The organism is Candidatus Saccharibacteria bacterium oral taxon 488, assembly GCA_010202845.1.
Classification (GTDB): domain Bacteria; phylum Patescibacteriota; class Saccharimonadia; order Saccharimonadales; family Saccharimonadaceae; genus Nanosynbacter.
The window spans coordinates 109,320-131,247 of sequence record CP047921.1 but is presented as its reverse complement, the minus strand read 5'-3'; the positions used below and the strand labels follow the sequence as shown (position 1 = coordinate 131,247).

The following is a 21,928-nucleotide window of genomic DNA, read 5'->3' as shown; positions in this document are numbered from 1 at the left end:
TTCCTATCCGTTCGATTGGCCCATCTCCCTGTTGTATCTCTTTTTGAGATAATCAGCCTGTAGCTGCGCAATTACCCGCGCTCGCTCGTATGGATCATCTTTTGTCAAAGTAATAATCCGCTTCAATTTGTCAACCCACTCCTTCTCAATCAAATCATCATCACCAGCTATCAGCGGCGTATCGTCAGTTGACGTCGTCGATGCAGGAGTCTGTACCGCTGGAGGCGCTGGCACCGGAACGGTCGGTAGTACCGTTGCTGGCATCGGTGAGTTCGCTACATTTACCGCTGGGCGTTCGGCAGAGCGTCTCTCAGCCTCTACCTGATTTGCATCACCATCCAGCCGAAACTCACCGCTTGAAGCAGGCGGTAAACTCTCAACCGGTGGACGCACCTGAGGCAACTCTGGATTCATACCTATATTGTACCACGTTACCGATAGAGTTCCTACGCTCTAAAACCGTTTGTGTATGTAAAAACAACCAAGGCCCAAAAAAAGCGCCAAAAGCAAAATATCCCACGCCGTAACACCACCAATTGACTGCATACCAAGTAAGATAACCGGTATCAGCCCGATAATACTCGCATAATAATATAATTTCAACGGCGTTACCGAAGCCAGGCCACGATACATATTATGTCGAACAACACGCATCGCTACACGCCGCGCCGCGACCATCACTAAATAACAGCACGACGCAGTTGCTACATACAGACACACGAAAAACGCTAGGACGCCCAACGGACCAACGCTCATTGGCGTCACCGTGTGCACCAATACGACATCTGCCGTCGCAGCCAGCGCCGCGACCATAGCAACATACCGATACTTCATACTCACACTATACCATAGACTAAGGGAGCCCAGGCGACGAACCATTATATGATCAAGTGAACCATCCGCCGCATTCAATAACTATTAGGGCGCGGTCACCTGTTCAAAGTCCGCCGCTCAGGGCAACTGACCGCTCCGAATTTCGGAGCATGTCCTTGCGCAACGTTCCTCATCCCGCACATCCAGTAGTCTCATCGCTAATCACCTAACAAGGATTAACTGGATGCGCAGTGGTACTAATTATACGCGCGCTCAACGCGTTACATCGCAACTATTAACTACACGTTAATAATCACAAGTTCGGCGGAGCATCGGCAACACTATGGCGGAATAATCTTTTGTTATTCCGGCTTCATACTGCTGCCGACTATACGCCAAACGACATGCGTTACTGTGAATTCGGTCACGTAAATTGTTAATGTTATTATTATTGTACTGATTTTTGCTTTTTATTTTCTTAAAAGCTTGTACTAATACTATCATGTATATGCTTATCGGTCAATACTTCACATAAAAAATATGTTGTATTTATAACATTTTTGTAATAATCTTTATATATTTTCATCTGTTATATTTTATAAAATGTTTTATACACAACATTGTAATATAAACATATGCTTGCTGTACCGCCCGCTAATTCATAGTTCTTGTATAGTCACCCCATACGACTCATGAATCCAACAAATAATCTAGTAATTGATACAGCTCGCTGAACGTTTATACAAATAAAACGCCAAAACAACCAGGCCCTCAGCATATCCCGTTTCGCCATCTCGCGGGTAAAACACCGGCTGTGCGGGGTACCAACCAAGAACCGCCAGGGTTCAACCGTCTCGTCCGGCAACAACCTATATTTTTCATCAAACTGCTTCACTAACTCTCTAAATTATGTGGTATTTTTTACCTAGATTTTTTCTCAAAGATTATTGACATAACCATTTTTATCATTTACTATAGAGGTAGCTTCTGAATAAAAAAGTTATGCACAAACTTGTCAGGGGCCAAAAATAAACAGCACACGTAAAACTCCACTTTTTGAAAACAACCACTACTCGCAGGTGGTTGTTTTCATTTTTAGTAATATATTTATAGCCGCATTGCCACTAGTTTTATGACAAAAAGAATCGACCTCCTCGGGTCGATATGTAACTATGTGGTGGAGCTGCCGGGTACCGCCCCCGGGTCCAACTGGTATCATGATATTCGTCTACGAGCATAGTCTCATTTAAAATTTTATAACGTTACCCGACTAAAAAATGAGTCGAAAAAATCAAGCTTCGTTACGCGGAAAAAGTCCCGCATGTCCGCCGCTTCCGAACATGCAGCCAGCAACATATATATGACACCCTAGGCTTTGCCTGTTGCCGCAAAGCAAGGACGGTCGCTTAAATTAAGCAGCGACTGGTGCAGCAGCCATCGGAGTGAAAACGCTCTTTAAGCTAGCAAATACACCTGCAAGTTTAGACTTTGCAACTAAAGCATACGTTACGCGTATCGTCGGCCCGCAGAATACCTTGATAAAGTCCAATTGTCGAAAGCTATATCAGCCCCATCAATCCACCTCAATTATAGCAACCTTCCCTTTTCAAGTCTAGCTATCTATGTTTTACTAGGTATATGGTTAGCAAGGTAGCTTCAGCGACACCATATGGCTTTCACGGTCAGCTTATTGAAATTGAAGGCGACATATCACAAGGACTACCTGGACTACAAATCGTCGGACTCGGCAACAAAGCAATCGATGAATCACGTGATCGCGTTCGCAGCGCCATCAAAAACTCATTACTCGATTTTCCAAAAGGCAAAATTACCATCAACCTCGCCCCGGCGGAACTGCCAAAAGACGGTACGCAATTTGACCTACCGATAGCCCTCGCAATTCTCTGCCTTGGCAAGCAACTTCCTCAAACCGCCCTGGAGGGAGCGCTATTTGCTGGTGAATTGGCACTCGATGGTAGTCTTCGCCCTATTCGCTCGGCCATCACCATCGCCGAAACCGCCAAACAACACGGTATCTCAACCATATACCTACCGGCCTCTAACAGCAAACAAGCCCTGCTCATCCCCAACATTACTATCATCCCCATCAATAATCTAACGGAATTATTCCTCCACCTCAAACAAGAAAAACTCATCCAACCCGCAGTAAAAACAAAGCAGCAATATCGCCAAAAGAAACGCGGCATCATCATTGATGACATCCGCGGCCAGGAGCAAGCCAAGCGAGCCGTCGCCATTGCCGTCGCGGGTAGGCACAATATTTTGCTGTCCGGACCACCGGGATCCGGCAAGACCATGCTAGCACGCGCACTCAATTCACTCCTGCCGCCGCTATCTGACGCTGAAATTATCGAGGTGACAAAACTCCACAATCTTGACGGCAATCAAGTTAGTCATGATATCGTTACCGACCGACCGTTTCGCACACCACACCACACCGCAAGCCGCATATCAATGATTGGTGGTGGCGCAAAGGCCACGCCCGGCGAAATTAGTCTCGCGCACCACGGCACACTGTTCTTAGACGAATTATTAGAATATCCACGGACGACATTGGAGTCGCTTCGTCAGCCGCTTGAGGATAAGCAGATCACAATTTCCCGCGCCCAAGGTAAATACTACTATCCCGCCAATTTTATGTTAGTTGCCACGATGAACCCTTGTCCATGTGGTTATCTGGGCGATCCAGAAAAAAGTTGCCGTTGCTCATCGACTCAAATCTTGAACTATCAGAAACGATTATCCGGCCCGCTCCTTGATCGTATTGATCTAACAATCAATGTTTCCCGCGTCGCACATAAAGATTTATTGTCCCGTAATTCATCGTCGGATCCACAACAAAAACAGTTTGAAAATATGATTAAGATAGCTCGTACACTACAAACTAACAGATACGGTAATAGTAATAAATACAACGCTGATATAGATGGCAGTAGTGTTGATAAAATAACTGTACTAACGACTGAGGTTAAGCAATTTCTCCTTGCAGCCGCCAAAAAGCTTGACCTAAGCGCTCGTGGCTATTTCAAAGTTATCAAGGTTGCCCGCACTATCGCTGATCTTGAGTCATCACTAGAAATAACCATTCCTCATGTCGCCGAAAGCCTACAATACCGGCAGATTATCCCGACCTAGTGCTTGAAATCCACCCCTATACCTGATACAATGACTGGTGAAATTAATCTAAAATTGCTTCAAAAGGAGAGCTAGGAGATTAATAAATCAATTCGTATCAACGGAGCGATCCGTGCTCGGGAACTGCGCGTTGTTGGTTCTGATGGTGAACAGCTGGGGATAATGTCCCTGCGCGACGCCCTTCAGGCGGCGGAGGATGCGGGACTTGATCTCGTTGAAATATCACCAAATGCCAATCCACCAGTCGCCAAGATTATTGACTGGGGCAAGTTCCAATATCAGAAGATCAAAGACCAGCAGCGCAACAAGCGCGCGGCAAAAGTCGGCGATCTTAAGCAAATGCGCTTTGGCCTGAAGATTGGCGCTGGCGACCTCGAAGTCAAGCTGCGCAAAATACGGGACTTTCTCGCCAATGGACACAAGGTCCGTATCCAAGTCGTTTATAAGGGTCGCGAGATGGCGCATAAAGAAATCGGCTACGAATTGATCCAAAAAATCACTGATCAGCTTGAGGAGGAAGCAATTCTGGAACAAAAGCCTCAGATGGCTGGTCGCAATCTGAGTGTGGTAATAAGGAGTAAATAATGCCAAAACTAAAGACCCACAAAGGTACCGCGAAGCGCATTAAGTTAACGAGCTCTGGCAAGTTAACTCGTCAACGTGCATTTGGCGGTCACTTCTTAGCCAAGAAGTCAAAAAGCCGTAAGCGGGCAATTAATACAACAGCAAAGGTAACAGGCTCGATGGCAAAAAATGCCCGACGAGCAATGGGAGTTTAATTTATGAGGGTGAAACGAGGCGTCCCTGGACACGCAAAGCACAAGAAAATTCTAAAAGCCGCTAAAGGCATGCAGCACAATCGAACTCGTAGTTTTCGCTTAGCGAAGCAGGGGGTAATTAGAGCTCTGCAATATGCCTACCGTGATCGACGCAATAAAAAACGAGACCTCCGCAGCCTGTGGATTACCCGCATTAATGCAGCCGCTCGCCGAGAGGGCGCAACGTACGGTAGGCTCATGGCTGCTCTCAGGGCAAAGAATATTGAGCTTGATCGAAAAGTGTTGGCAGAGTTAGCCGTTAACGAACCTACGGCCTTTACCGCGATTGTTAAAGCAGCACTATAAGAAAGTGCTTTCAGTAAACTAAAACCTTCTCCGCTGAGAGAAGGTTTTAGTTTACAGCCTACCGATAAGCCGGGTTCTGTCGCGAGCGATCATCTATCTAGTTTACCTGTTGCCAGGTAAATCAAGCGGTTATCGGCCTACGAGCGGACAACTCATTTGTAGGCCTCCTTGCAGTCGACAGGGTTTACCTCTCCTCTGTGTCACCACCGAGGACTGTAAGCTCTTACCTTACTCGTTTCACCTTTTCCTTTGTGTCTATCGCCACAAAGGTAGTCTTGTTTCTGTGGCACTTTCCCTAGGGTTACCCCCGGTCGCCGTTAGCGACTGTCGGTGTCCTTTACTGCCCGGACTTTCCTCTTGGCTTCACTGCCAAGCGATCGCTTAGTAGACTGCCCTATTATTATACATCATAAAAGCCCCAAGCAGCGCAAGCGCGTGATATTCCCCCGCATAAATGCAAGGTGGGTATCCGCAACCAGTCACCACGATGACTGACCATTAGGACTCCCTATCATATGATGTTAGGAAAATCATATGCGCCCGCCTACCTGAGGCTATCTCTATTATACACCAAAAATCACGCAAAAGAATTGGATAATACCGTTCGTAGCAAACGTCATAATTCGCCCAATTGCCGCCTGTCCGATCATAATGATAATGAACACCACCATTACCCCGTAGCGCTCAATCCACTCCATGCCACGGCGCACACCCTCTGGAGCAAGCGCGTACAGCACCCGCGACCCATCAAGTGGTGGCAGCAGCAACATATTAAACACGAAAAAACCTAAATTAACCAACACGACGAGGCTAATGATTTGCCCCACTAATGTATTTTGAATCAGCCCGCCGCTAGTAATAACCCCGCTGACGACACCCACGCCAAACGCTAAAAACGCTAAAAACAAATTAGTCAGTGGCCCAGCAAGCGCTACAAACGCTGCGCCCCATTCACCGTGTCGTACGCGCTGAGGATTAAATGGCACCGGTCGAGCACCACCAAAAATTGGCAGCCCTAGCATAGCTAGTAATAATGGCAGCAAAAGCGTCATGAACGGATCAATATGCTTCAGCGGGTTTAATGTCAGCCGCCCCTCTGCCTTGGCTGTATCATCTCCAAGGAAATAGCCCATAAACGCATGCATCGCCTCGTGTAGCGTCATTGAGACGAGAATGACCACCAAGACCATACCTAAATATGCCAAATCCATAATTACCATTATAACACCTTGACTAATTATAGAAATACCGCTACAATACGATAGATTGTTTAGTTAATATAAAGCGAGGTTGGAAATGGTATCACGATGCGAACTAACCGGCAAAGGCAAGCAATACGGTCACAACGTTAGCTTTTCCCTTCGCCGTACCAAGCGCACTTTTAAGCCAAACCTACAGAAGAAAACTCTTGTAGTAGATGGTCAAAAAGTCACGTTGGTTCTGAGTACTCAAGCAATTCGTACTCTTAAAAAGAAAGGGCTGTTACGCCCGATACAGACAAAAACCGCCTAAGCTCAATCCCCCTCCTGACAAGGAGGGGGATTATTAGTGCAACGTATCGACCAGCCTAGCTCCGCGCGACAGTAATGATTGATAGTTGTTCAGGTAAAGATGCCACCCCCTTCACCTTCCACTTTGGCCCAGCGTCAATAGCCTCCACGCCCATTTCGCTAACAAACACCGACAGGTCGTCTTGCGGCACTTCGTAGTGTAGCGCGCCATCAGCATAATGCACTGGGATAACTACTTTCGGCTCCAGCTGGCGTACCATATGAGCCGCAGATGTTGCGTCAAGCGTGTAACCACCACCGCCAACCGGTATCACAACAATATCAACGACACCAATCTCCTCCAGCTGAGACTCTGACAATTTTGGGGCAACGTTACCTATAATCACAGCACGCACACCACCAATTGTTAAACGGTAAATCGTTGATTTTTTAACATCAGTTTCCGTATCAATGTGTCGCCAGGCTGCCACCCCTTTCAGAGATGCGTCGCCGACCTCATATTCACCCGGGCCGCTAAAGAGCAACCGTGGTGTTACATTACTTGCGGCAAATCTATCCTCTGACAATATCTCAACATCCTGCCCCCCGAGATTATCCTTAAGACCAACCAGCGATAACGCTGGGTCAAACGCAATTTTTACCATTTTCGTTGTAAAAATAACGTTATTTGCACCTTTGTATTCTACTTCAAACATATACGTCTCCTTATCCTAGTATACTCTCTGCATCTACCACAACCGAGTGCTTACTATTCATTATTTCCATCACAAACTTATCTCTAACGCTCAGACGATAGTAAAAATCATCATAGCTCATTACAGCATAATTCAGCTCTCTCCCCTCGGCTTTTTCAATTTTCTTAATAGCGACACCAACTCTCGACTCCGATAGTCGACCAACTAACAGTATATCAACCCGACTCGTCGATCCACGCACTAACGCACCGGCAACTATAGCGATCTTCAGTCCGGACAGCCGAGCAATATCGCTCACCCATGGTATACTGTTCTTTTTGTCATGATCAGCCTGCTCACTCGGTCGTTCATCGGCAAAAATCATCTTTAGTGGCGTGAAGTATGCATACTGCTGATTCGCAGCGTAATACAATTTATTGTCATAATTATTCGAAACAATGACTCCGACTCTGAGCATATTTGATAGTTCACGCCGTACCGAGTTAATTTGCTCGCCGATCAATCGCGTAATCTCTCTAACATAAAACGATTTTTCAGGGTTCGCTAAAAACAGGTGTAGTAACTTCACCCTCGTTTTTGAGCCAAACAGCGCATCAATCATGTATTAAAAATTGTACCATAAATTTTACGCCTGAGCCAAAAGTTGTGACAAATAGTGTTCAGCAGAGTCAAGCGTCGCCCACATGATAAACGGATTGCGCCGCAGCCACGTCATCTGTCGCTTCGCCAACTGCCAATCAGCTACAACAAATTGCCGCTTTAATTCACTTTCGGTAATATTTTTATTCAAAAACTCTCGGACCAACGGATAGACATTACCTGTCATGGCCTCATTATCCCAGCCATATTTTTGGGCCAACATCATTGTTTCACCCACAACATTATTTGAAAATAATTGTTCAGACCTGAGCACAATTCTTGTTCGTAGTGTTTTCTTATTCGTTGCTATACCTACAACGATATTATTGCCTTGCATTACAGATCCACCCCTGTTATATCTATTTTTTTGTTCAATAGAGCGTATAAGGTAACGTTTATTTTTATTATTTTCTGGCAACTTTATGTTGTGTATAAGACAATAATATTGTAGCTCGGCTACTGTCCTTTTTTCTAGCTCACGCCGTAAAGCAGAATCGGGAGGATCTCCAAATTGAAAATTAAAAATTACCGCATCAATATAGAGACCCGTGCCGCCGACAAGAAATGGTAACCGCCCCCGAGAGCGAATTTCACTTATTTTTTGCAGAGCATACTCCTTAAACTGTGCGGCGCTAAATGTCTCGCCCGGACTAACTAAATCAAGGCCCCAATGAGGCACTACTTCTCGCTCAGCCATAGTTGGCTTTGCCGTACCAATATTCATGTCTCGATATATTGTTCTGCTATCGGCACAAATTATTTCGCCATTATATTGTTTTGCCAGACGAATCGCTAGCGAGGTCTTACCACTAGCAGTCGGCCCCGTGATAACAACTAGGGGTAATTTTGCTTTTATAGTTTCGGCCGCCATCGTCGTTCCTCAAAATCAATTATCCGCCACCTCTCATCACAATAAATACCGTCTTGTTCAAGTAGCTGCCTTTGCACAGCTTGCCCACCCGGAAAACCTACCGCCAAGCCACCTTTCGCGTTCACTAGGCGATGCCACGGCAAATTCTCTGGGCCACCATGCGCTATCCCGCCCACAATTCGCGCTGCGTATGGGTGTCCAGACAGTGCTGCCAAGTCACCGTACGTCGTCACCTTGTCGTCAGGTAGCTGCGCCATGAGAATATAGATCCGGTCTCGCAAGCTAGCTATTGGCAATTCGCTCAATTTCCACCTCCACTTCTGACCACGAATGGCATCGCACCACTCTATCCGACAAACTATCTGCTCTATTCCAAGTATAATCACCAAATAAGATAGCATTACGACCAGACTCGGAAACAGCTAAACAATGTTTCAACTGATCATCAATTAAAACATCGGCATTAATTTGCGTGATTAACTCTGTTTTTGTCAGTTTATGAGAGCCCTCGTGCACTGTATCCCATAGGCCAGAGAAGTAGACCGCAGAACTGGCGAAAATCCCTGGAAAATGCTCCTCGATCCAAAGCAGTGTATCGCTTTGCACCTGCAAGCGACGCGAAGTAGCCACCATGAGATGATGCACCTGCGACATGTTTCTAAGCGCCTCCTCCGCCCCCCCTATATGAGCATATCCCTTTATCGCACCAGAGTCGTGAAAGACATGAGCACGCCGTTCTGCCTCCTCGCTGTCAACATGCCACATCTCTGACCAATGTTCGCTATAGTCATCAACACTCAATCGTGTGCCCCACCGTTCATTGCTAAACGCCACAAACCCGATTGTATTTTCTGCTAGAACATCGTCGATATCAATTGCAATTCTTAGCCTACGCACAAGATTACAGTCCCCGTACATACTCAGCTAGCTGTTCAAGCGGAATTTGCTCTTCACCCGCATGCGTCCTGATGCTTACGACACGTGCTATCTGATCCTTTGGCCCAACAATAATCTGTATTGGTATTTTTACAACAGTCGCCTCACGAATCTTTTTCCCGAGGGATTCATTACGACTATCTATTGTAAATCTTACATCGTTGTATTTTATCGGTTTCATTAAGGTCACCTCTGATAAAATCGATGTAATTTCATCAACGTAGTTTGAGACAGTGTCATTAATCGTTAGAATACGTACTTGTTCCGGTGCCGCCCAAAACGGGAACCAGCCACCCGTGTGTTCAATGAAGACACTCAAGAATCGTTCAATCGACCCGAGCAGCGCACAGTGAATCATCACAGGTGTTGTAAAATTACCATCACTCTCGGTATACTCTAAGCCGAACCGTTGCGGCTGCACGAAGTCCAGTTGCACCGTCGCAACTTGGTGCTCACGGCCAATAGCGTCAGTCGCCATAAAGTCAATCTTTGGACCATAAAAGGCAGCCTCACCTTCCTGTTCAAAATAGTCCAAACCAACTTTTTCAACTGCTGACTTCAACTGATTTTGTGCGGAAGTCCACAGTTCACGTTCGCCCAAATATGCATCAGAATCATCACGATAACTCAGTCGAATTCGCAATTTCATATCAATAGTATTGTACAGTTCCTGGGCGGCAGACAATAAATTATTGATCTCTTGCTCAATTTGATCTGGACGACAAAAAACATGACTATCGTCCTGGGTTAATGAGCGCACGCGATTCAGACCACCAAGCTCACCGGTTTTCTCGTCACGATAATCAGTGGTCGTCTCCAAGTAGCGCACCGGCATATCGCGGTAGCTACGAGGTTGTGAAGCAAAAATCTGCGTATGGTGCGGGCAGTTCATCGGCTTTAACGCCATTTCATCACTGGTTTCCTGACTTTTAACCAAAAACAGCTCTTCGCCAAATTTGGCCCAGTGGCCCGACGTTTCATACAGATCCTTTTTGGTAATATGCGGCGTCCAGACTTTTTCAAAACCAAACCTCTGACGCAGTTGGTTTGAGTATTGGGCCACGATATCACGCAGAACAGTTCCACGAGGTGTAAATAACGGCAGGCCTACACCCACTAACGGTGAGGTTGTATATAGATCAAGTTCTCTGCCTAGCTTTCGGTGATCACGTTGTTTGGCTAGCTCTAATTTCTCCAAATATTCATCCAGCTCTTCCTGCGTGGCAAAAGCCACACCGTACAGCCGTTGCACCTGGGGGTTTTTTTCATTACCACGCCAATAGGCGCCCGCAATCCGCATCAGCTTAAACGCGCCAACCTCACTGGTATTTGCAACATGTGGTCCACGACACAAATCCTTAAATGATCCGTTGGTATAAAACGAAACTTCATCAAGCGCACTATCACCTTCAGCAATTGTACCCATTTCTGCAGCGTCCAGATCTTTTGCTACCGTTGTCCCGGCACGTTTTAGATCATTAAGAAGTTCTTCTTTATACGGCTGATGGCTATCTTTGGCCCATTGAATTGCTTCATCAATTGGGCATTTTGTGCACACAAAATCTTGCTTTTCGGCAATGATTCGTCGCATTACCTTTTCAATTTTATTGAACTGCTGCTCACTGATCTTCGTTTCACCAAGATCAATATCGTAGTAAAACCCATGCTCAACGACCGGACCGACTCCGAATTTGGCGTCTGGCCATACCCGCTGCACAGCCGCCGCCATAATATGCGCCAAGCTGTGTCGCATTGCATAGAGTTTATCTTCGCTCATAAAACCTCCTTTTAAGTAATTATAAAAGCACGCCCAACGCATATAGCGTGCGTGCCTCGGTCCTGGGGACGAGCCAGGAGGTTCCACCTTGGCGATGACTCTTGCTCCGGCTGGTTTCGTGCGCCGCAACCGCTTTCACGTTGCTCGAGAGGTGGTTAGTCTCTGTCTTCGCTACTCTCACCGTAGCATAGTTAAAAGTTCCGGGCAACCCTTACGACGCATAGACTAGGTAGCGGATTCGTAATACTACACCAAGAAACGACGTGACGGCCAACCCCTACACTCTCCGCAAGAGGTAATTGCATTCACCACTAATTCCTGCTATTATTGATGATAGTCGGGCGATTAGCTCATTTGGCTAGAGCGCTTCATTGACGTTGAAGAGGTGAGAGGTTCGAATCCTCTATTGCCCACCATTATTGCATACAACCCTCGCAGTACGGAGGGTTTTTAGTTTTTTCTATTTTACACATTTTCATATACTTTTCCACTAGTATTTTTTATAGCGATATGTCAATATATTGATATGATTTGTATAAATTGTTTTCACGATAAAACTACTACCAAAAACTCCCGCAAGCACACGAAACACCCCAGCGTCTGGCGGCGACGGTCCTGTCCAGAATGTGGCGCAGTCTTTACGACATACGAACGGGCTACGCTAGACGGGCGCATGGTGCTAACACACGACGGGTCAACCACCCCTTTCAATTTAGGAAAGCTCATCATAAGCATTAGCCGTAGCTTTCAGCATAATAAGCATACTGCAGCACATGATAGCTACTTCCTTGCACAAACTGCGCAGGAACAGATTATCAAGCAAGGTAAGCCGCTATCTACACAAATCATCGCTCAAATAACACACATGATTCTCCAACGTTACGACCCAGTAGCAGCACTCCAGTACGCTGCCCAGCACCGACTCATCACTTCTCGGCGACGCGGGAGGCCTTCGACCGTTTACGTGCAGTCGCCTTCTGGCGAGCATTAATCGCCGCTGTGGCTTTTTCGGTGACGTCAAACTTATCAAGATACCGCCCAACTAACAGACGGGTCTGTGCAGTGAATGCTGCGGCGGAGCTATAGACAATGGCCGTCACTGGCATCAGCACCCACTGCAAGAGCATCCAGATATTCCGGCGGCGCGTGTAGCGAATTGGACGTGACGGTAAAAGCTTGAAGGCACTAAAAATCGCTATCGCCATACCAATTAGCGCAATTTGCTGCAGCGTGCTCACCGTATCAGGCAATTGATGCGCGGCGACACTACGGGCGGCCTCGGCATTAATGATAAGTGGTACCCAGCCACCAAAAGCGATCAGAATTGAAACGCAGGCTAACGTCACGTGTCCATCAAGCAACCTGACAAATCGCGAAAAGCCAGCCCAAAATGGTACATTACGCTGCTTGGTAAAGACCCGTTCGCCAACATACGCGACATCAGATGCTCCATACGCCCAGCGACGAAGCTGAATAAACTGCGCTTTGAGCGTTTTCATATACGTGGCTGACAATACCGCGTCTTGATAAATCGGTACATGGAGCGGCACGACCCCGTAGTTACCACCAAAATAGAAATAACTGCGCCAATATTGGTGACCATCTTCGACGATCGTTCGAACACTCCAGAAGTCCATCTCAACGAGCGCATCCATCGGCTGAGCATGTGAAGCAAAATTACGTAGCGAATGGGGGCGCATTGAGCTAATGATATTCCAAAATGAGTTACCCGTCGCGACCACACGCATCGGCGCCGGTACGTCCCAGATGTTACTAGTGAATAGACACACTGGTTGATACGAGTAGTGCTTACGGTCCTCGCGGACGATATATTCGTATGTCAGGTAGTCAAAGTAGGTTTCATGTGGCTTGTTGTCACAATCCATCGTCGTAACAATAACGTTACTATACGGAATATGCTGCTCCTTGATCCACCCCCTCAGCCAGCGCCCGGCATGCGTAATATTGCCACCCTTGCCGATCACCTCATTCGGAATGTCTTTTGGATGCTTGACAATGTGAAAGGCGTGAAAATACTTGCCATAGCGTTTTTGTAGTGTCTTGGCAGTTGTGTCAATATCCTTACCGCCCCGCTCCTCATACGCAAACACCATAATCATATGTTTTTTGTCGTACGTAGTGGCAATCACCGATTGAATAGCTGGTTCAATTACCTCAATACTCTCATTATAGGCGGGCATGATAACCGCGTTATAAATTTCTGACGGCTTCGGGAAAAACCCTGGCTGCGCGGAAGCGATGAGGCGTACGTTTTCTTTATGCTGCGCAAAACCAACCTCCTTATGTCGTTGGTCGCGAATACGTGCATATACCGCCTGTGCATCTTCAAGATCCTCAAGACGCGCATGCCAATCAATCAGACTCGCTTTATCCATTTTGGCGCGGCCAGCAACCATATGATACGTGATACCGACAACGCGCACCATCATCGACAGAATAATGATGAGCAGATAGAGCGACGCGATCAGCGGGCTAAATATCGACAACACGATAAGAAGAATAACTGCGCCATAGCTCAACAGACCCGGCAGGACCTCCAAGAATCGATAGAATGGCTTTCGTTTACCAAGTGGTATCTCTATATCCATAACCCTACACCACCGACGCAATTACGATTATTGAGTAGGCGAACAGTGCTAGCATAACTGATATAGCAATTGTGAACCAAAGGAACGCCAATGCTAAATCACGACGCTGGGCCGCAGCAAGCTTGGCACTCAACATAATGTGCCCAACCGTAATCATAAGCTGCAGCACGCCGTACGCCCAGAGCGAATACCAGTGACCACGGTATAGCCCCGTCACACTAAACGCACTGTGCTGAACAATGACCTGAGTTTCTTTGGGCTTAATAGTAATAGCAAAGGAGATAATGATTACTAACGCCAGCAAGACATTAGCAACAACGAGACCAAACAGCCAGCGATCTTTCATCATCTGTCGTAATGTGCTTGTGATATGCTTCTTCATACTACTCTGGAGCCGCTGACCGGATTCGAACCGGTGACCTACGCTTTACGAAAGCGCCGCTCTACCAACTGAGCTACAGCGGCATACCTCCCCAAGGATTATAGCAGATGGGCAAGGCTTTCGCAAAGATGACAATGGATAACAGAAGGCTATTTCTGCTCACTTGACTTTTGTTCAGCCGGCTGGTCAAGATGGACATAGTAAGTGACTTTTTTACCATTGATCAACTTATCAAAATTAGTTTTGAACGTCGTCAGTGGAATCTTGAGATATGAATAAGTGACTGAACTATCGTCTCGCGAGCGTGGCTGAACAAAGTAGTAGCCATCACCACCGAGCGGTTTAATAACCCCAGAGATCGTGCCATCTGCGGTTCTAATCGCCGCCTCGGTCAAGCCACCATCCTTGTTGGTCTTCGGAACAACCGTCTCCGGCATTAATTGTACTCGTTCACCTAACGCCGCTGCGACATCGGTCAACGATTTACCGGCCTTGAGCTGCGCTTCGACCTCCTTAACAAGATTGGCCGCCGCTTCATCAACAGCAAACGATACTTCCCAGCGCAGCAGCGATGCCCTGATACCATCACGCGCCTCATCAAGCGACCAGCCAATCATATCTTTTACTGCCGAACGGTAGGCTTCTTTTGACAGGCCGGCATCCTTTTGCTGGCGGTCCATCTCTTCATCAACTTTTCGATCATCAACTGATATACCCCTTTCTCTCGCTAGCTTACGCACATATGCATCCTGCACCGCTTGGTTCATGGCCCGCTGCCGCTGAAAAGCAACTTTATCACCCGCTTGATCTTGACCCTGAGTCTTAAGCACCGCCATATTACCGCGGTTATATAGTAAATAATCACTATAGCGCACAAATTCCCCTTCAACTGAACCGGCCGGTAGCGGCAAAATTTTGGTAATACGATATGCTAAATCGCTTGTGTCCTTCCAAACATAGAGCTGAAGATATAATAAAACAATCACTGTCACAAGCCCGGCTATGCTAATAAAAATCGTGTTCCAGACTAGCTTATGCTTGGAGTACTGTATCGGATATTTGTGTTTACGCCCCCCAGCCAGCACTTTTTCGCGATGCTCCGCGACCGTGTCATTGGTAATCCGTGACGGCAGTGAACGCTTGTCCTTTTTTTTACCCTTCGTTGTTTTCTTTAGCACGATCACTCCTTTCAGCGGCGAGATCCACCGCATCTTGCAGCTTATTATAAATCTTATCTGGATGTTCAACGTTTTTGATGACAAGATCACCAACAAACGTCTGAATAACTATTGTACCAAATTTGAACATTTCGCCCGTAAAACCAGGCACAACGTAGCTGATATTCTGGACTTTCGCTAGCTTAAGTTCAATTACATCCTTACCAAAAAAACCATGCTGCGTTATCTGGCGAAGTCGCTGATTTGTCACAATGTAATACGTATAAAACCACATCAAAAAATGATAACCAAACAGAACGAGTCCAAAAACAAAGCTACCAAGAAATACCCATAAAAGATTGAGATTATCCTGCCAGATAAGATATGGTAGCGCGCCAATCGTCATCGGAACGAGCAGTAAGTAAAAACCCTTGCGCATAGCAATAATATGTCGACGAAACACGAACAACAGCTCCTCGCCATCGCGCTGACCATCAAATGCTTTGGTTGATTTGACTTTCTTTGTCATAATGCTTTGGTACCCCGGGCAGGAGTCGAACCTGCAACCTTATCCTTAGGACGGATCTGCTCTATCCAGTTGAGCTACCGAGGCATACACAAAAACTACCCGTGTCAATTATAGCACGGGTAGTTTTGAGTGACGAGAATGCTATCGAGTAAACTTTTCGTTTAATGTAACATAGTCCATCAATTCTTCGGGCTTAAACCAGTGAGCGACTTCCTGCTCTGCCTCGTCAGGATCACCCGACGCATGGATCAGGTTTGGCACGCCCTTCCGACATTCGTTAGCATAGCCAAAGCTAACATGTGAATAGTCACCACGAATCGTACCCATGTCGGCAGATTTCGGTTCAGTTGGGCCGACAATTTTACGCACCACAGCGACCGCTTCGACCCCTTCAAGAACCATAGCGATAACCGGCCCATCCATCATCATATTGAGCGTCATATCAAAGATTTCTTCACCACGGCGCGTTACCATCTTGCCAATCGTTTCGTAGTGCGCAAAGTAATGCTCACGACCCGGGGCCACCATCTTGACACCGATAATCTTGAGGCCAACGCGCTCAAATCGCTGCAAGATTTCACCGACGATTCCCCGCTGTACTGCATCAGGCTTGAACACAATCAGTGTTCGCTCAATGCCACACATATTCTTCTTTTTTGACTCAGCCATACGCCTCCTTCGTGTATTATTTTCTTCATCATAGCAAAAAGTATTCATTTGATAAACGGTATAGATGTTGTTAAAATTAAACTATGTATTTCTCCGAAGCATTAGCAGATTTCCTGGAGCACCTAGAAGTTGAGGGTGGCCGTAGTCCTCGCACCATTGAGAACTACAAATTATACCTTGAACGCTTCATTGATTTTGCTGGTGATATTGATGTTGCAAAAATAACATCAGAGACAATTCGTAAGTATCGCCTCTGGTTAAACCGTTATAAAAATAGCAACACCGGTGAAGAATTGTTGTTAATTACACAAAACTATCACTTGATCGCCCTACGTGGATTGTTGACGTATTTATCACAACGGGATATCTCATCACTGGCAGCCGACAAGATTACCCTACCAAAAACCGTTCGCAAACAAGTCACATTTCTTCACTACGACGAGGTGGTGCGACTCATTGAGCAGATCCCGCTGAACAATGAGCCGGGGCTTCGCGACCGAGCAATCATTGAGCTTTTGTTTTCGAGCGGACTGCGCGTGTCGGAACTTGTTAACTTGAACCGTGACCACATCAATCTCACTCGACGCGAGTTTATGGTGCGCGGCAAGGGCCAGAAAGACCGGCCGGTATTCGTTTCAATGTCCGCTGCCGAGCACGTCAAAAACTACCTTGATGCGCGAAGTGACAGCTTGCCGGCTCTATTCATCAGCTATAGCAGGCGCCTAGCAAAGCCGTCAGTTTCCGGCGATTATCGTCGGCTGAGTGCTCGCTCGATCCAGCGGATGGTATCGCACTATGCCCGACTTGCTGGCATCACCAAGCACGTTAGCCCGCACACTATGCGTCATAGCTTTGCCACCGACCTTCTGATGAATGGAGCGGACCTACGGGCGGTACAATCGATGCTTGGTCATAGCAATATCGCCACGACCCAGATTTACACACACGTCACCGACCAGCACCTCAAAGACGTCCACGAACGCTTTCACAGTGATACGAGATAGACCCCTAAGACACTACGGCCGACAGTTACCCGGCGTTACGCTGCCTTCGGTCACCGAAAAGTCTTTACAGAGGCTGTTCTCAAGGTCAATAGCATTTTCAGGATACGGGAAATCGTCACCTATCTGGAGACGCGCCTCAACCCGTCGAAACACATTACTGGCACGACCAGTCGCATCGACCGCCGGCTGAACACCATCAAACTTGACCGGTTCTGCACCATTATATAGGGCAATTCGCACGTGTGACATGCGATATAGCGGCGTCAAACGCAAGAATGAATTAACGCTGGCGGCGGCCGTAACAGGCGATATATCAATTGTGGCTCGGCACGAATAGCCACTGTTCGCAAAATCTAGAGAACAGCTCACCGGTGTCGGAGCATTGTTAAATTGCCCACCACCGCCCGCTCGCGGTAGATTAATTGCCGATACACCTCCGTTCGTCGGCCCGGGGACACTCAGCGTCCGTGGATAGAGGAACATCGTCGCAACGCGAGAGCTATCGAGACTAGCAAGGTCGAATGTATCACCCGGAAAAATCATCTGAGTGCGTAGTAGCGCGGGTGCGGGACGGGACGGCGACTCATCCCAGTCACTGTACGCTGGCAGCGAGGTTGACGCCGAGGCAGCATTTTTTACTCGCCCAGCGGCCACATTGCCATTCGCATCCTCTTTAGTAAACCACTCGAGGACAATTTTATTAAATTCAGCTTTGGCTTTCAGTGGTACGAGACGAGATGATCCTTCGGGTATGCTAACCAGGAAATCTTCCGTATCCATCGTAATATTGACACAGGTATAGGCTTGGTTGAACTCTTTACCGTCCCCTGAGCGACGCGATTGAATCAGTGTCTCGTTAGCGGCTACACTACCGGCAACGCCCGCACGTGCGACTACTTTGCAATCATTAGGCAATCGTAACTGCTCACAGGCCTTGCCACCGTTATCTCCTTTTTGACAGGCACGCACGACTCGCTTGGCGTCTTCAACACCGGACAGGGCCGCATCGTACGCACTTTGTGACAGCTCATTATTCAGGGCTTGTCGCTGATCAACCATTATGAGCCGCATGAAGCCGAGCATCAAAACCGTTAGTAACAGTGTCGCAAAAATCACTGCAAATAACGACACCGCGCCTAATTGATTATTTCTCGCTATTTTATCCATTTGTCCTCACAATCATCTCAAAGCTATTTATTGCGCAAAAGTCGAGATTCTCACTGTTATCCGCCGGTGGCTTACAGGTACCGTTAGCTGTATTGACCGCCTCAAGCTGACTGGTTCCAAGGACAAATTCCAAACGATACAGACTGTCTGCCCCGCTATCACCCACCACTCGCGCTGCCTTCATTTGATGAATTGCCAGCACCACATCATTCGACCCGGCTGGCTTGAGAAGATGCGTCACTTTATCCGTCGCGACCGTTGACATATACGCCCCCGTTGTTTCATTTTTTTGGCACAGCATGCCATCTGGGTCAATCACTCGAGCAAAATTAATCGGACGACCAGAATGCGGCCCGCCAACTTCGGTAATAATACCCGCACCGGCCTTCACTTCTCCAGAGACAACTTTTGGCACATTCCAAACATATGAATAGTCACCTAGACAGAGTCGGCCACTCCGATCGGCACCCCCCGCCTGCACCATGACAACGGCCGAATTAGCATTACCACTTATCTTGCCGGCATTAGCCTGCAAAAAGTCGCGCCGCAAGCTATCGCTAATTTCGCGGCCGGACTGATTGATACTTTTGAGCGTGAGACCTCGATTATACAGCTTGCCGGCCTGGATCGCTATCGTAGCAATCGCCAGCAGCAACACCGACACAAATGCCATCGCCAGCATCAGTTCAATCAAGGTAAACCCGTATCGTCTATACCGCTGTGTCATACATCCTCACAATCGTCCCCGTGGTCATTGGCCGGTCAGTCCCCACACTCATCCAGCAGGCCTGAATATACGCATCATAGGCGCGGCCGCCTTCAACACGCACCAGCTGAATTGAAATACCTAAAGAAATTGGATTTCGGGCAGTTGAAATCTTGGCATATGTCGGCGATAATTCATACTTATTAGTAATCAACTGAAAGGTGTTTTTGCTGGGCGCTAGTGCAAATCCCCCACTCGGCATTGCCTCTGGACATCGATTAACATTCAATAGCGAATTAGCGTGGTCAATGGTCCGACCTTTCATCGCGTCCCAGAGGGTAGCAAATGAGCTGCCGGCCTGAGACGACTTGTCGTGAATGTAGCGCAGCATTTCTGCTTGACTATCAATCTGTTGCCGCACAAGCGTCAACTCTAATGATCGCTGCGCCATAGCAATACCACTGTTCATGAGTGCCATGATACCGATCGCCAGCATGCTAAACATTGCTACCGCCATTACCACTTCAATGATCGTGTCGCCGCGCGCGCTATGCCGTCGCTTCATTATCGCACCCCTTTGTCGCATGACCGACCGTCACTGCCTCGCTCGAGCCAGCCTTTGCTCCCAAAAAGACTGACAGTCTCTGGCCAACTGACCAGCCAGTATCATAGATACAAAACTCTCGCTGCCGCAGCTGTAAATCGGCCGTATACATACCGCCATTCGGCTGCATATTGCGAATAAAATTATTAATATTAGCTGGTGAATACGGCGCGTCATTCGTGCGTACGATAACCTGCCCGCTATCTGGATCGCGGTATATTAATAGAGCCAGTTCTCTACCAATGGTATTAGTTGCCGTGAGCGAGCGTACCTGCGCACCCCAGCCAACCGTATAGGTATTTGCCTCACTCTCACTGTAACTATACGTCCACACTCCCGAGCGCTTCAGGGCGTACAGCGGATAGGCGGTAAATGAACGTGCCTCGGAATTCGTCGACTTGACATAGCGACCAACGACAACGCAATTCGACTGGCCCCGAGCTCCGTCGTTTGTTGCACCCTTAACAGGACACGTGTCGCGATCGCCCCGATCATTCTCGATACTAATCACTCGGCTATACTGATCACGAATAAAACCGGCGAACGATTGAACAGCGTCATGATATTGTTGTTGGCGCAGTGCAGCACTCACGCCAACTAACAAGCCAACGGTCAATAGGCCAGTGATCGCCAAGAACAACACCACTTCAACGATTGTAAACCCGGATTGCCACCGCTTCATATGTTCATTATTATAGCATAAGCACTATCAAATCACGATAAGCCAATCCACGATCCTGGCACCAAAAAACCACGAAATAAGAAAGCCGACGATCAATAACGGCCCGAATGGGATTCGCGCTCCACGCTGCACTGTGCCCCGAAGCATCCCCGGCAGTACCAGTAGCGTGCCGAGTAAATTTGCTAAAAAGAGTGCGAGAAATGCTAGCCGCCAATCCATTAAAAAGAGCGCGAGACCGAGCGTCAGCTTGACATCACCAAATCCTATCCAGCGACCACTCGACACGACGTAGAGCAATGCGTACACGCCACTGAGAATGACGACCGCTGCCATCAGTCCAGGCACTCCGCCCGGTAGCTGACCAGTCGCCACATGAATCCCAGCAAATAGTGCTCCCAATATCACGAACGGCCAATTCGCCACGTCCGGAAGCAAAAACCACCGCTTGTCATACACGAACAGGAACGCTAGATATGATAGCCCCATCAGCATAATCGCGACCTTCGTTGTTACTAGTGGCGCCGTAAACGTCATCATGCCATGCCACGTCACCACTGTAAACAGCCCGGCCATCGCCACTTCGAGCCCCAGTTCCATCCAGCCAATCGGTGCCTGGCAATACCGACAGCGACCTCTAGCAGCCAGCCAGCTCACTACCGGCAGCAAATCATACCAGCGTAGCTCGTGCCCACAAGAAAGACACTGCGATCGATCTTTCTTGAGAGGCTTGAGGAGCGGCTTCAGGCGGCGTAGCTCCAGCGTATCAACCGGTTCGCCGGCCTGCTTGTCTTCAACGAGCTGCCGAGCACGGACTCGCCACACCTGAGCACCGATAAAGCTCCCCATCACTGCGCCAAGAATTGCCACACCCACCAGTATTGTCACTACCATCATACT

The 21,928-nt window shown here is 47.7% G+C and carries 25 protein-coding genes, 3 tRNA genes and 2 other RNA genes; 7 read left to right on the top strand and 23 right to left on the bottom strand.

The features are described from left to right. Positions 1-3: 3 nt before the first annotated feature. From GWK78_00690 to ssrA, 3 genes are all read right to left on the bottom strand, one after another. On the bottom strand, positions 4-414 hold the full coding sequence (locus GWK78_00690; GenBank protein QHU93559.1) for a hypothetical protein: 411 nt from the start codon (positions 412-414) through the stop codon (positions 4-6). A 39-nt stretch (positions 415-453) separates the two neighbouring features. Continuing rightward, a complete protein-coding gene (locus GWK78_00685; protein QHU93558.1) occupies positions 454-834 on the bottom strand; it encodes a hypothetical protein in 381 nt (126 codons plus the stop codon). Between the two features lie 1,154 nt (positions 835-1,988). Beyond that, positions 1,989-2,385, bottom strand: a transfer-messenger RNA (tmRNA) gene (ssrA, locus tag GWK78_00680). 66 nt (positions 2,386-2,451) lie between these two features. On the opposite strand from ssrA, the gene GWK78_00675 reads away from it, so the two are divergent. The 4 genes from GWK78_00675 to rplT all read left to right on the top strand — a co-directional run bounded on the left by GWK78_00675 (position 2,452) and on the right by rplT (position 5,093). Beyond that, on the top strand, positions 2,452-3,969 hold the full coding sequence (locus GWK78_00675) for a YifB family Mg chelatase-like AAA ATPase (GenBank protein QHU93557.1): 1,518 nt from the start codon (positions 2,452-2,454) through the stop codon (positions 3,967-3,969). Positions 3,970-4,059: 90 nt separating this feature from the next. Next, a complete protein-coding gene (locus tag GWK78_00670) occupies positions 4,060-4,554 on the top strand; it encodes a translation initiation factor IF-3 (protein ID QHU94252.1) in 495 nt (164 codons plus the stop codon). Next, positions 4,554-4,748 (top strand): 50S ribosomal protein L35, encoded by a 195-nt coding sequence (gene rpmI, locus GWK78_00665; protein ID QHU93556.1) that lies wholly within the window; start codon positions 4,554-4,556, stop codon positions 4,746-4,748. The genes GWK78_00670 and rpmI overlap by 1 nt, the downstream gene beginning before the upstream one ends. Before the next feature lie 3 nt (positions 4,749-4,751). After that, positions 4,752-5,093, top strand: a complete 342-nt coding sequence (gene rplT, locus GWK78_00660; GenBank protein QHU93555.1) for a 50S ribosomal protein L20 — start codon at positions 4,752-4,754, stop codon at positions 5,091-5,093. Positions 5,094-5,142: 49 nt separating this feature from the next. Here the strand turns inward: rplT and rnpB are convergent. Both rnpB and GWK78_00650 read right to left on the bottom strand, forming a co-directional pair. Then, an RNA gene (gene rnpB / locus GWK78_00655) (RNase P RNA component class A) lies at positions 5,143-5,486 on the bottom strand. A 170-nt stretch (positions 5,487-5,656) separates the two neighbouring features. Continuing rightward, entirely contained in the window at positions 5,657-6,313 is a 657-nt protein-coding gene (locus tag GWK78_00650) for a site-2 protease family protein (protein QHU93554.1), read from the bottom strand. Positions 6,314-6,389: 76 nt separating this feature from the next. Here GWK78_00650 and rpmB point away from each other — a divergent pair, with 76 nt between their 5' ends. Further along, positions 6,390-6,605 carry a 50S ribosomal protein L28 gene (rpmB, locus tag GWK78_00645; GenBank protein QHU93553.1) on the top strand — a complete coding sequence of 72 codons (216 nt, stop codon included), beginning with the start codon at positions 6,390-6,392 and terminating at the stop codon, positions 6,603-6,605. A 55-nt stretch (positions 6,606-6,660) separates the two neighbouring features. On the opposite strand, the gene GWK78_00640 is transcribed toward rpmB, so the two are convergent. The 6 genes from GWK78_00640 to GWK78_00615 are packed head-to-tail and all read right to left on the bottom strand — an operon-like array spanning position 6,661 to position 11,522. After that, positions 6,661-7,299: a Zn-dependent hydrolase gene (locus tag GWK78_00640; protein ID QHU93552.1), complete on the bottom strand. Its 639-nt coding sequence runs from the start codon at positions 7,297-7,299 to the stop codon at positions 6,661-6,663. A 10-nt stretch (positions 7,300-7,309) separates the two neighbouring features. Further along, positions 7,310-7,900 carry a transcriptional regulator gene (locus tag GWK78_00635; GenBank protein ID QHU93551.1) on the bottom strand — a complete coding sequence of 197 codons (591 nt, stop codon included), beginning with the start codon at positions 7,898-7,900 and terminating at the stop codon, positions 7,310-7,312. 24 nt (positions 7,901-7,924) lie between these two features. Further along, complete coding sequence (locus tag GWK78_00630; protein QHU93550.1) at positions 7,925-8,809, bottom strand: tRNA (adenosine(37)-N6)-dimethylallyltransferase MiaA; 885 nt, start codon at positions 8,807-8,809, stop codon at positions 7,925-7,927. Then, positions 8,791-9,114 (bottom strand): cysteine methyltransferase, encoded by a 324-nt coding sequence (locus GWK78_00625; protein QHU93549.1) that lies wholly within the window; start codon positions 9,112-9,114, stop codon positions 8,791-8,793. Before GWK78_00625 ends, GWK78_00630 begins: the two co-directional genes overlap by 19 nt. Further along, positions 9,092-9,706 (bottom strand): hypothetical protein, encoded by a 615-nt coding sequence (locus GWK78_00620; GenBank protein ID QHU93548.1) that lies wholly within the window; start codon positions 9,704-9,706, stop codon positions 9,092-9,094. Before GWK78_00620 ends, GWK78_00625 begins: the two co-directional genes overlap by 23 nt. Before the next feature lie 4 nt (positions 9,707-9,710). Next, positions 9,711-11,522, bottom strand: a complete 1,812-nt coding sequence (locus GWK78_00615) for a threonine--tRNA ligase (protein QHU93547.1) — start codon at positions 11,520-11,522, stop codon at positions 9,711-9,713. Positions 11,523-11,861: 339 nt separating this feature from the next. Between GWK78_00615 and GWK78_00610 the strand changes: the two genes are divergently transcribed. Next, positions 11,862-11,938 (top strand) — tRNA-Val (locus tag GWK78_00610). A 510-nt stretch (positions 11,939-12,448) separates the two neighbouring features. Here GWK78_00610 and GWK78_00605 read toward each other — a convergent pair. The 7 genes from GWK78_00605 to GWK78_00575 form a co-directional block, all read right to left on the bottom strand. Continuing rightward, complete coding sequence (locus tag GWK78_00605; protein ID QHU93546.1) at positions 12,449-14,131, bottom strand: hypothetical protein; 1,683 nt, start codon at positions 14,129-14,131, stop codon at positions 12,449-12,451. Positions 14,132-14,135: 4 nt separating this feature from the next. Beyond that, positions 14,136-14,513 (bottom strand): hypothetical protein, encoded by a 378-nt coding sequence (locus GWK78_00600; protein QHU93545.1) that lies wholly within the window; start codon positions 14,511-14,513, stop codon positions 14,136-14,138. 7 nt (positions 14,514-14,520) lie between these two features. Further along, a tRNA-Thr gene (locus GWK78_00595) sits at positions 14,521-14,596 on the bottom strand. A 66-nt stretch (positions 14,597-14,662) separates the two neighbouring features. Beyond that, positions 14,663-15,691 (bottom strand): hypothetical protein, encoded by a 1,029-nt coding sequence (locus GWK78_00590; protein QHU93544.1) that lies wholly within the window; start codon positions 15,689-15,691, stop codon positions 14,663-14,665. After that, complete coding sequence (locus tag GWK78_00585) at positions 15,666-16,199, bottom strand: PH domain-containing protein (protein ID QHU93543.1); 534 nt, start codon at positions 16,197-16,199, stop codon at positions 15,666-15,668. Before GWK78_00585 ends, GWK78_00590 begins: the two co-directional genes overlap by 26 nt. Before the next feature lie 7 nt (positions 16,200-16,206). After that, a tRNA-Arg gene (locus GWK78_00580) sits at positions 16,207-16,283 on the bottom strand. Positions 16,284-16,340: 57 nt separating this feature from the next. Next, positions 16,341-16,844 (bottom strand): nucleoside-diphosphate kinase, encoded by a 504-nt coding sequence (locus tag GWK78_00575; protein ID QHU94251.1) that lies wholly within the window; start codon positions 16,842-16,844, stop codon positions 16,341-16,343. Positions 16,845-16,951: 107 nt separating this feature from the next. Between GWK78_00575 and GWK78_00570 the strand changes: the two genes are divergently transcribed. Next, entirely contained in the window at positions 16,952-17,872 is a 921-nt protein-coding gene (locus GWK78_00570) for a tyrosine-type recombinase/integrase (protein QHU93542.1), read from the top strand. A 12-nt stretch (positions 17,873-17,884) separates the two neighbouring features. On the opposite strand, the gene GWK78_00565 is transcribed toward GWK78_00570, so the two are convergent. The 5 genes from GWK78_00565 to GWK78_00545 are packed head-to-tail and all read right to left on the bottom strand — an operon-like array spanning position 17,885 to position 21,925. Further along, positions 17,885-19,039: a hypothetical protein gene (locus tag GWK78_00565; GenBank protein QHU93541.1), complete on the bottom strand. Its 1,155-nt coding sequence runs from the start codon at positions 19,037-19,039 to the stop codon at positions 17,885-17,887. After that, complete coding sequence (locus GWK78_00560) at positions 19,032-19,766, bottom strand: prepilin-type N-terminal cleavage/methylation domain-containing protein (GenBank protein QHU93540.1); 735 nt, start codon at positions 19,764-19,766, stop codon at positions 19,032-19,034. Before GWK78_00560 ends, GWK78_00565 begins: the two co-directional genes overlap by 8 nt. After that, on the bottom strand, positions 19,750-20,310 hold the full coding sequence (locus tag GWK78_00555; GenBank protein QHU93539.1) for a hypothetical protein: 561 nt from the start codon (positions 20,308-20,310) through the stop codon (positions 19,750-19,752). Before GWK78_00555 ends, GWK78_00560 begins: the two co-directional genes overlap by 17 nt. Further along, positions 20,294-21,031, bottom strand: a complete 738-nt coding sequence (locus GWK78_00550; protein QHU93538.1) for a hypothetical protein — start codon at positions 21,029-21,031, stop codon at positions 20,294-20,296. The genes GWK78_00555 and GWK78_00550 overlap by 17 nt, the downstream gene beginning before the upstream one ends. Before the next feature lie 27 nt (positions 21,032-21,058). Next, on the bottom strand, positions 21,059-21,925 hold the full coding sequence (locus GWK78_00545) for a hypothetical protein (GenBank protein ID QHU93537.1): 867 nt from the start codon (positions 21,923-21,925) through the stop codon (positions 21,059-21,061). Between the last annotated feature and the right edge of the window lie 3 nt (positions 21,926-21,928).

Excerpts from the sequence above, each read along its gene's own strand:
- GWK78_00650 (QHU93554.1), bottom strand. The coding sequence starts at position 6,313 with ATGGTAATTATGGATTTGGCATATTTAGGTATGGTCTTGGTGGTCATT.
- GWK78_00585 (QHU93543.1), bottom strand. The coding sequence starts at position 16,199 with ATGACAAAGAAAGTCAAATCAACCAAAGCATTTGATGGTCAGCGCGAT.
- GWK78_00565 (QHU93541.1), bottom strand. The coding sequence starts at position 19,039 with ATGGATAAAATAGCGAGAAATAATCAATTAGGCGCGGTGTCGTTATTT.
- GWK78_00570 (QHU93542.1), top strand. The coding sequence starts at position 16,952 with ATGTATTTCTCCGAAGCATTAGCAGATTTCCTGGAGCACCTAGAAGTT.
- GWK78_00640 (QHU93552.1), bottom strand. The coding sequence starts at position 7,299 with ATGTTTGAAGTAGAATACAAAGGTGCAAATAACGTTATTTTTACAACG.
- rplT (QHU93555.1), top strand. The coding sequence starts at position 4,752 with ATGAGGGTGAAACGAGGCGTCCCTGGACACGCAAAGCACAAGAAAATT.
- GWK78_00600 (QHU93545.1), bottom strand. The coding sequence starts at position 14,513 with ATGAAGAAGCATATCACAAGCACATTACGACAGATGATGAAAGATCGC.
- GWK78_00675 (QHU93557.1), top strand. The coding sequence starts at position 2,452 with ATGGTTAGCAAGGTAGCTTCAGCGACACCATATGGCTTTCACGGTCAG.
- GWK78_00630 (QHU93550.1), bottom strand. The coding sequence starts at position 8,809 with ATGGCGGCCGAAACTATAAAAGCAAAATTACCCCTAGTTGTTATCACG.
- GWK78_00545 (QHU93537.1), bottom strand. The coding sequence starts at position 21,925 with ATGATGGTAGTGACAATACTGGTGGGTGTGGCAATTCTTGGCGCAGTG.
- GWK78_00555 (QHU93539.1), bottom strand. The coding sequence starts at position 20,310 with ATGAAGCGACGGCATAGCGCGCGCGGCGACACGATCATTGAAGTGGTA.
- GWK78_00685 (QHU93558.1), bottom strand. The coding sequence starts at position 834 with ATGAAGTATCGGTATGTTGCTATGGTCGCGGCGCTGGCTGCGACGGCA.
- rpmB (QHU93553.1), top strand. The coding sequence starts at position 6,390 with ATGGTATCACGATGCGAACTAACCGGCAAAGGCAAGCAATACGGTCAC.
- GWK78_00615 (QHU93547.1), bottom strand. The coding sequence starts at position 11,522 with ATGAGCGAAGATAAACTCTATGCAATGCGACACAGCTTGGCGCATATT.
- GWK78_00635 (QHU93551.1), bottom strand. The coding sequence starts at position 7,900 with ATGATTGATGCGCTGTTTGGCTCAAAAACGAGGGTGAAGTTACTACAC.
- GWK78_00605 (QHU93546.1), bottom strand. The coding sequence starts at position 14,131 with ATGGATATAGAGATACCACTTGGTAAACGAAAGCCATTCTATCGATTC.
- rpmI (QHU93556.1), top strand. The coding sequence starts at position 4,554 with ATGCCAAAACTAAAGACCCACAAAGGTACCGCGAAGCGCATTAAGTTA.
- GWK78_00560 (QHU93540.1), bottom strand. The coding sequence starts at position 19,766 with ATGACACAGCGGTATAGACGATACGGGTTTACCTTGATTGAACTGATG.
- GWK78_00690 (QHU93559.1), bottom strand. The coding sequence starts at position 414 with ATGAATCCAGAGTTGCCTCAGGTGCGTCCACCGGTTGAGAGTTTACCG.
- GWK78_00550 (QHU93538.1), bottom strand. The coding sequence starts at position 21,031 with ATGAAGCGGTGGCAATCCGGGTTTACAATCGTTGAAGTGGTGTTGTTC.
- GWK78_00575 (QHU94251.1), bottom strand. The coding sequence starts at position 16,844 with ATGTGTGGCATTGAGCGAACACTGATTGTGTTCAAGCCTGATGCAGTA.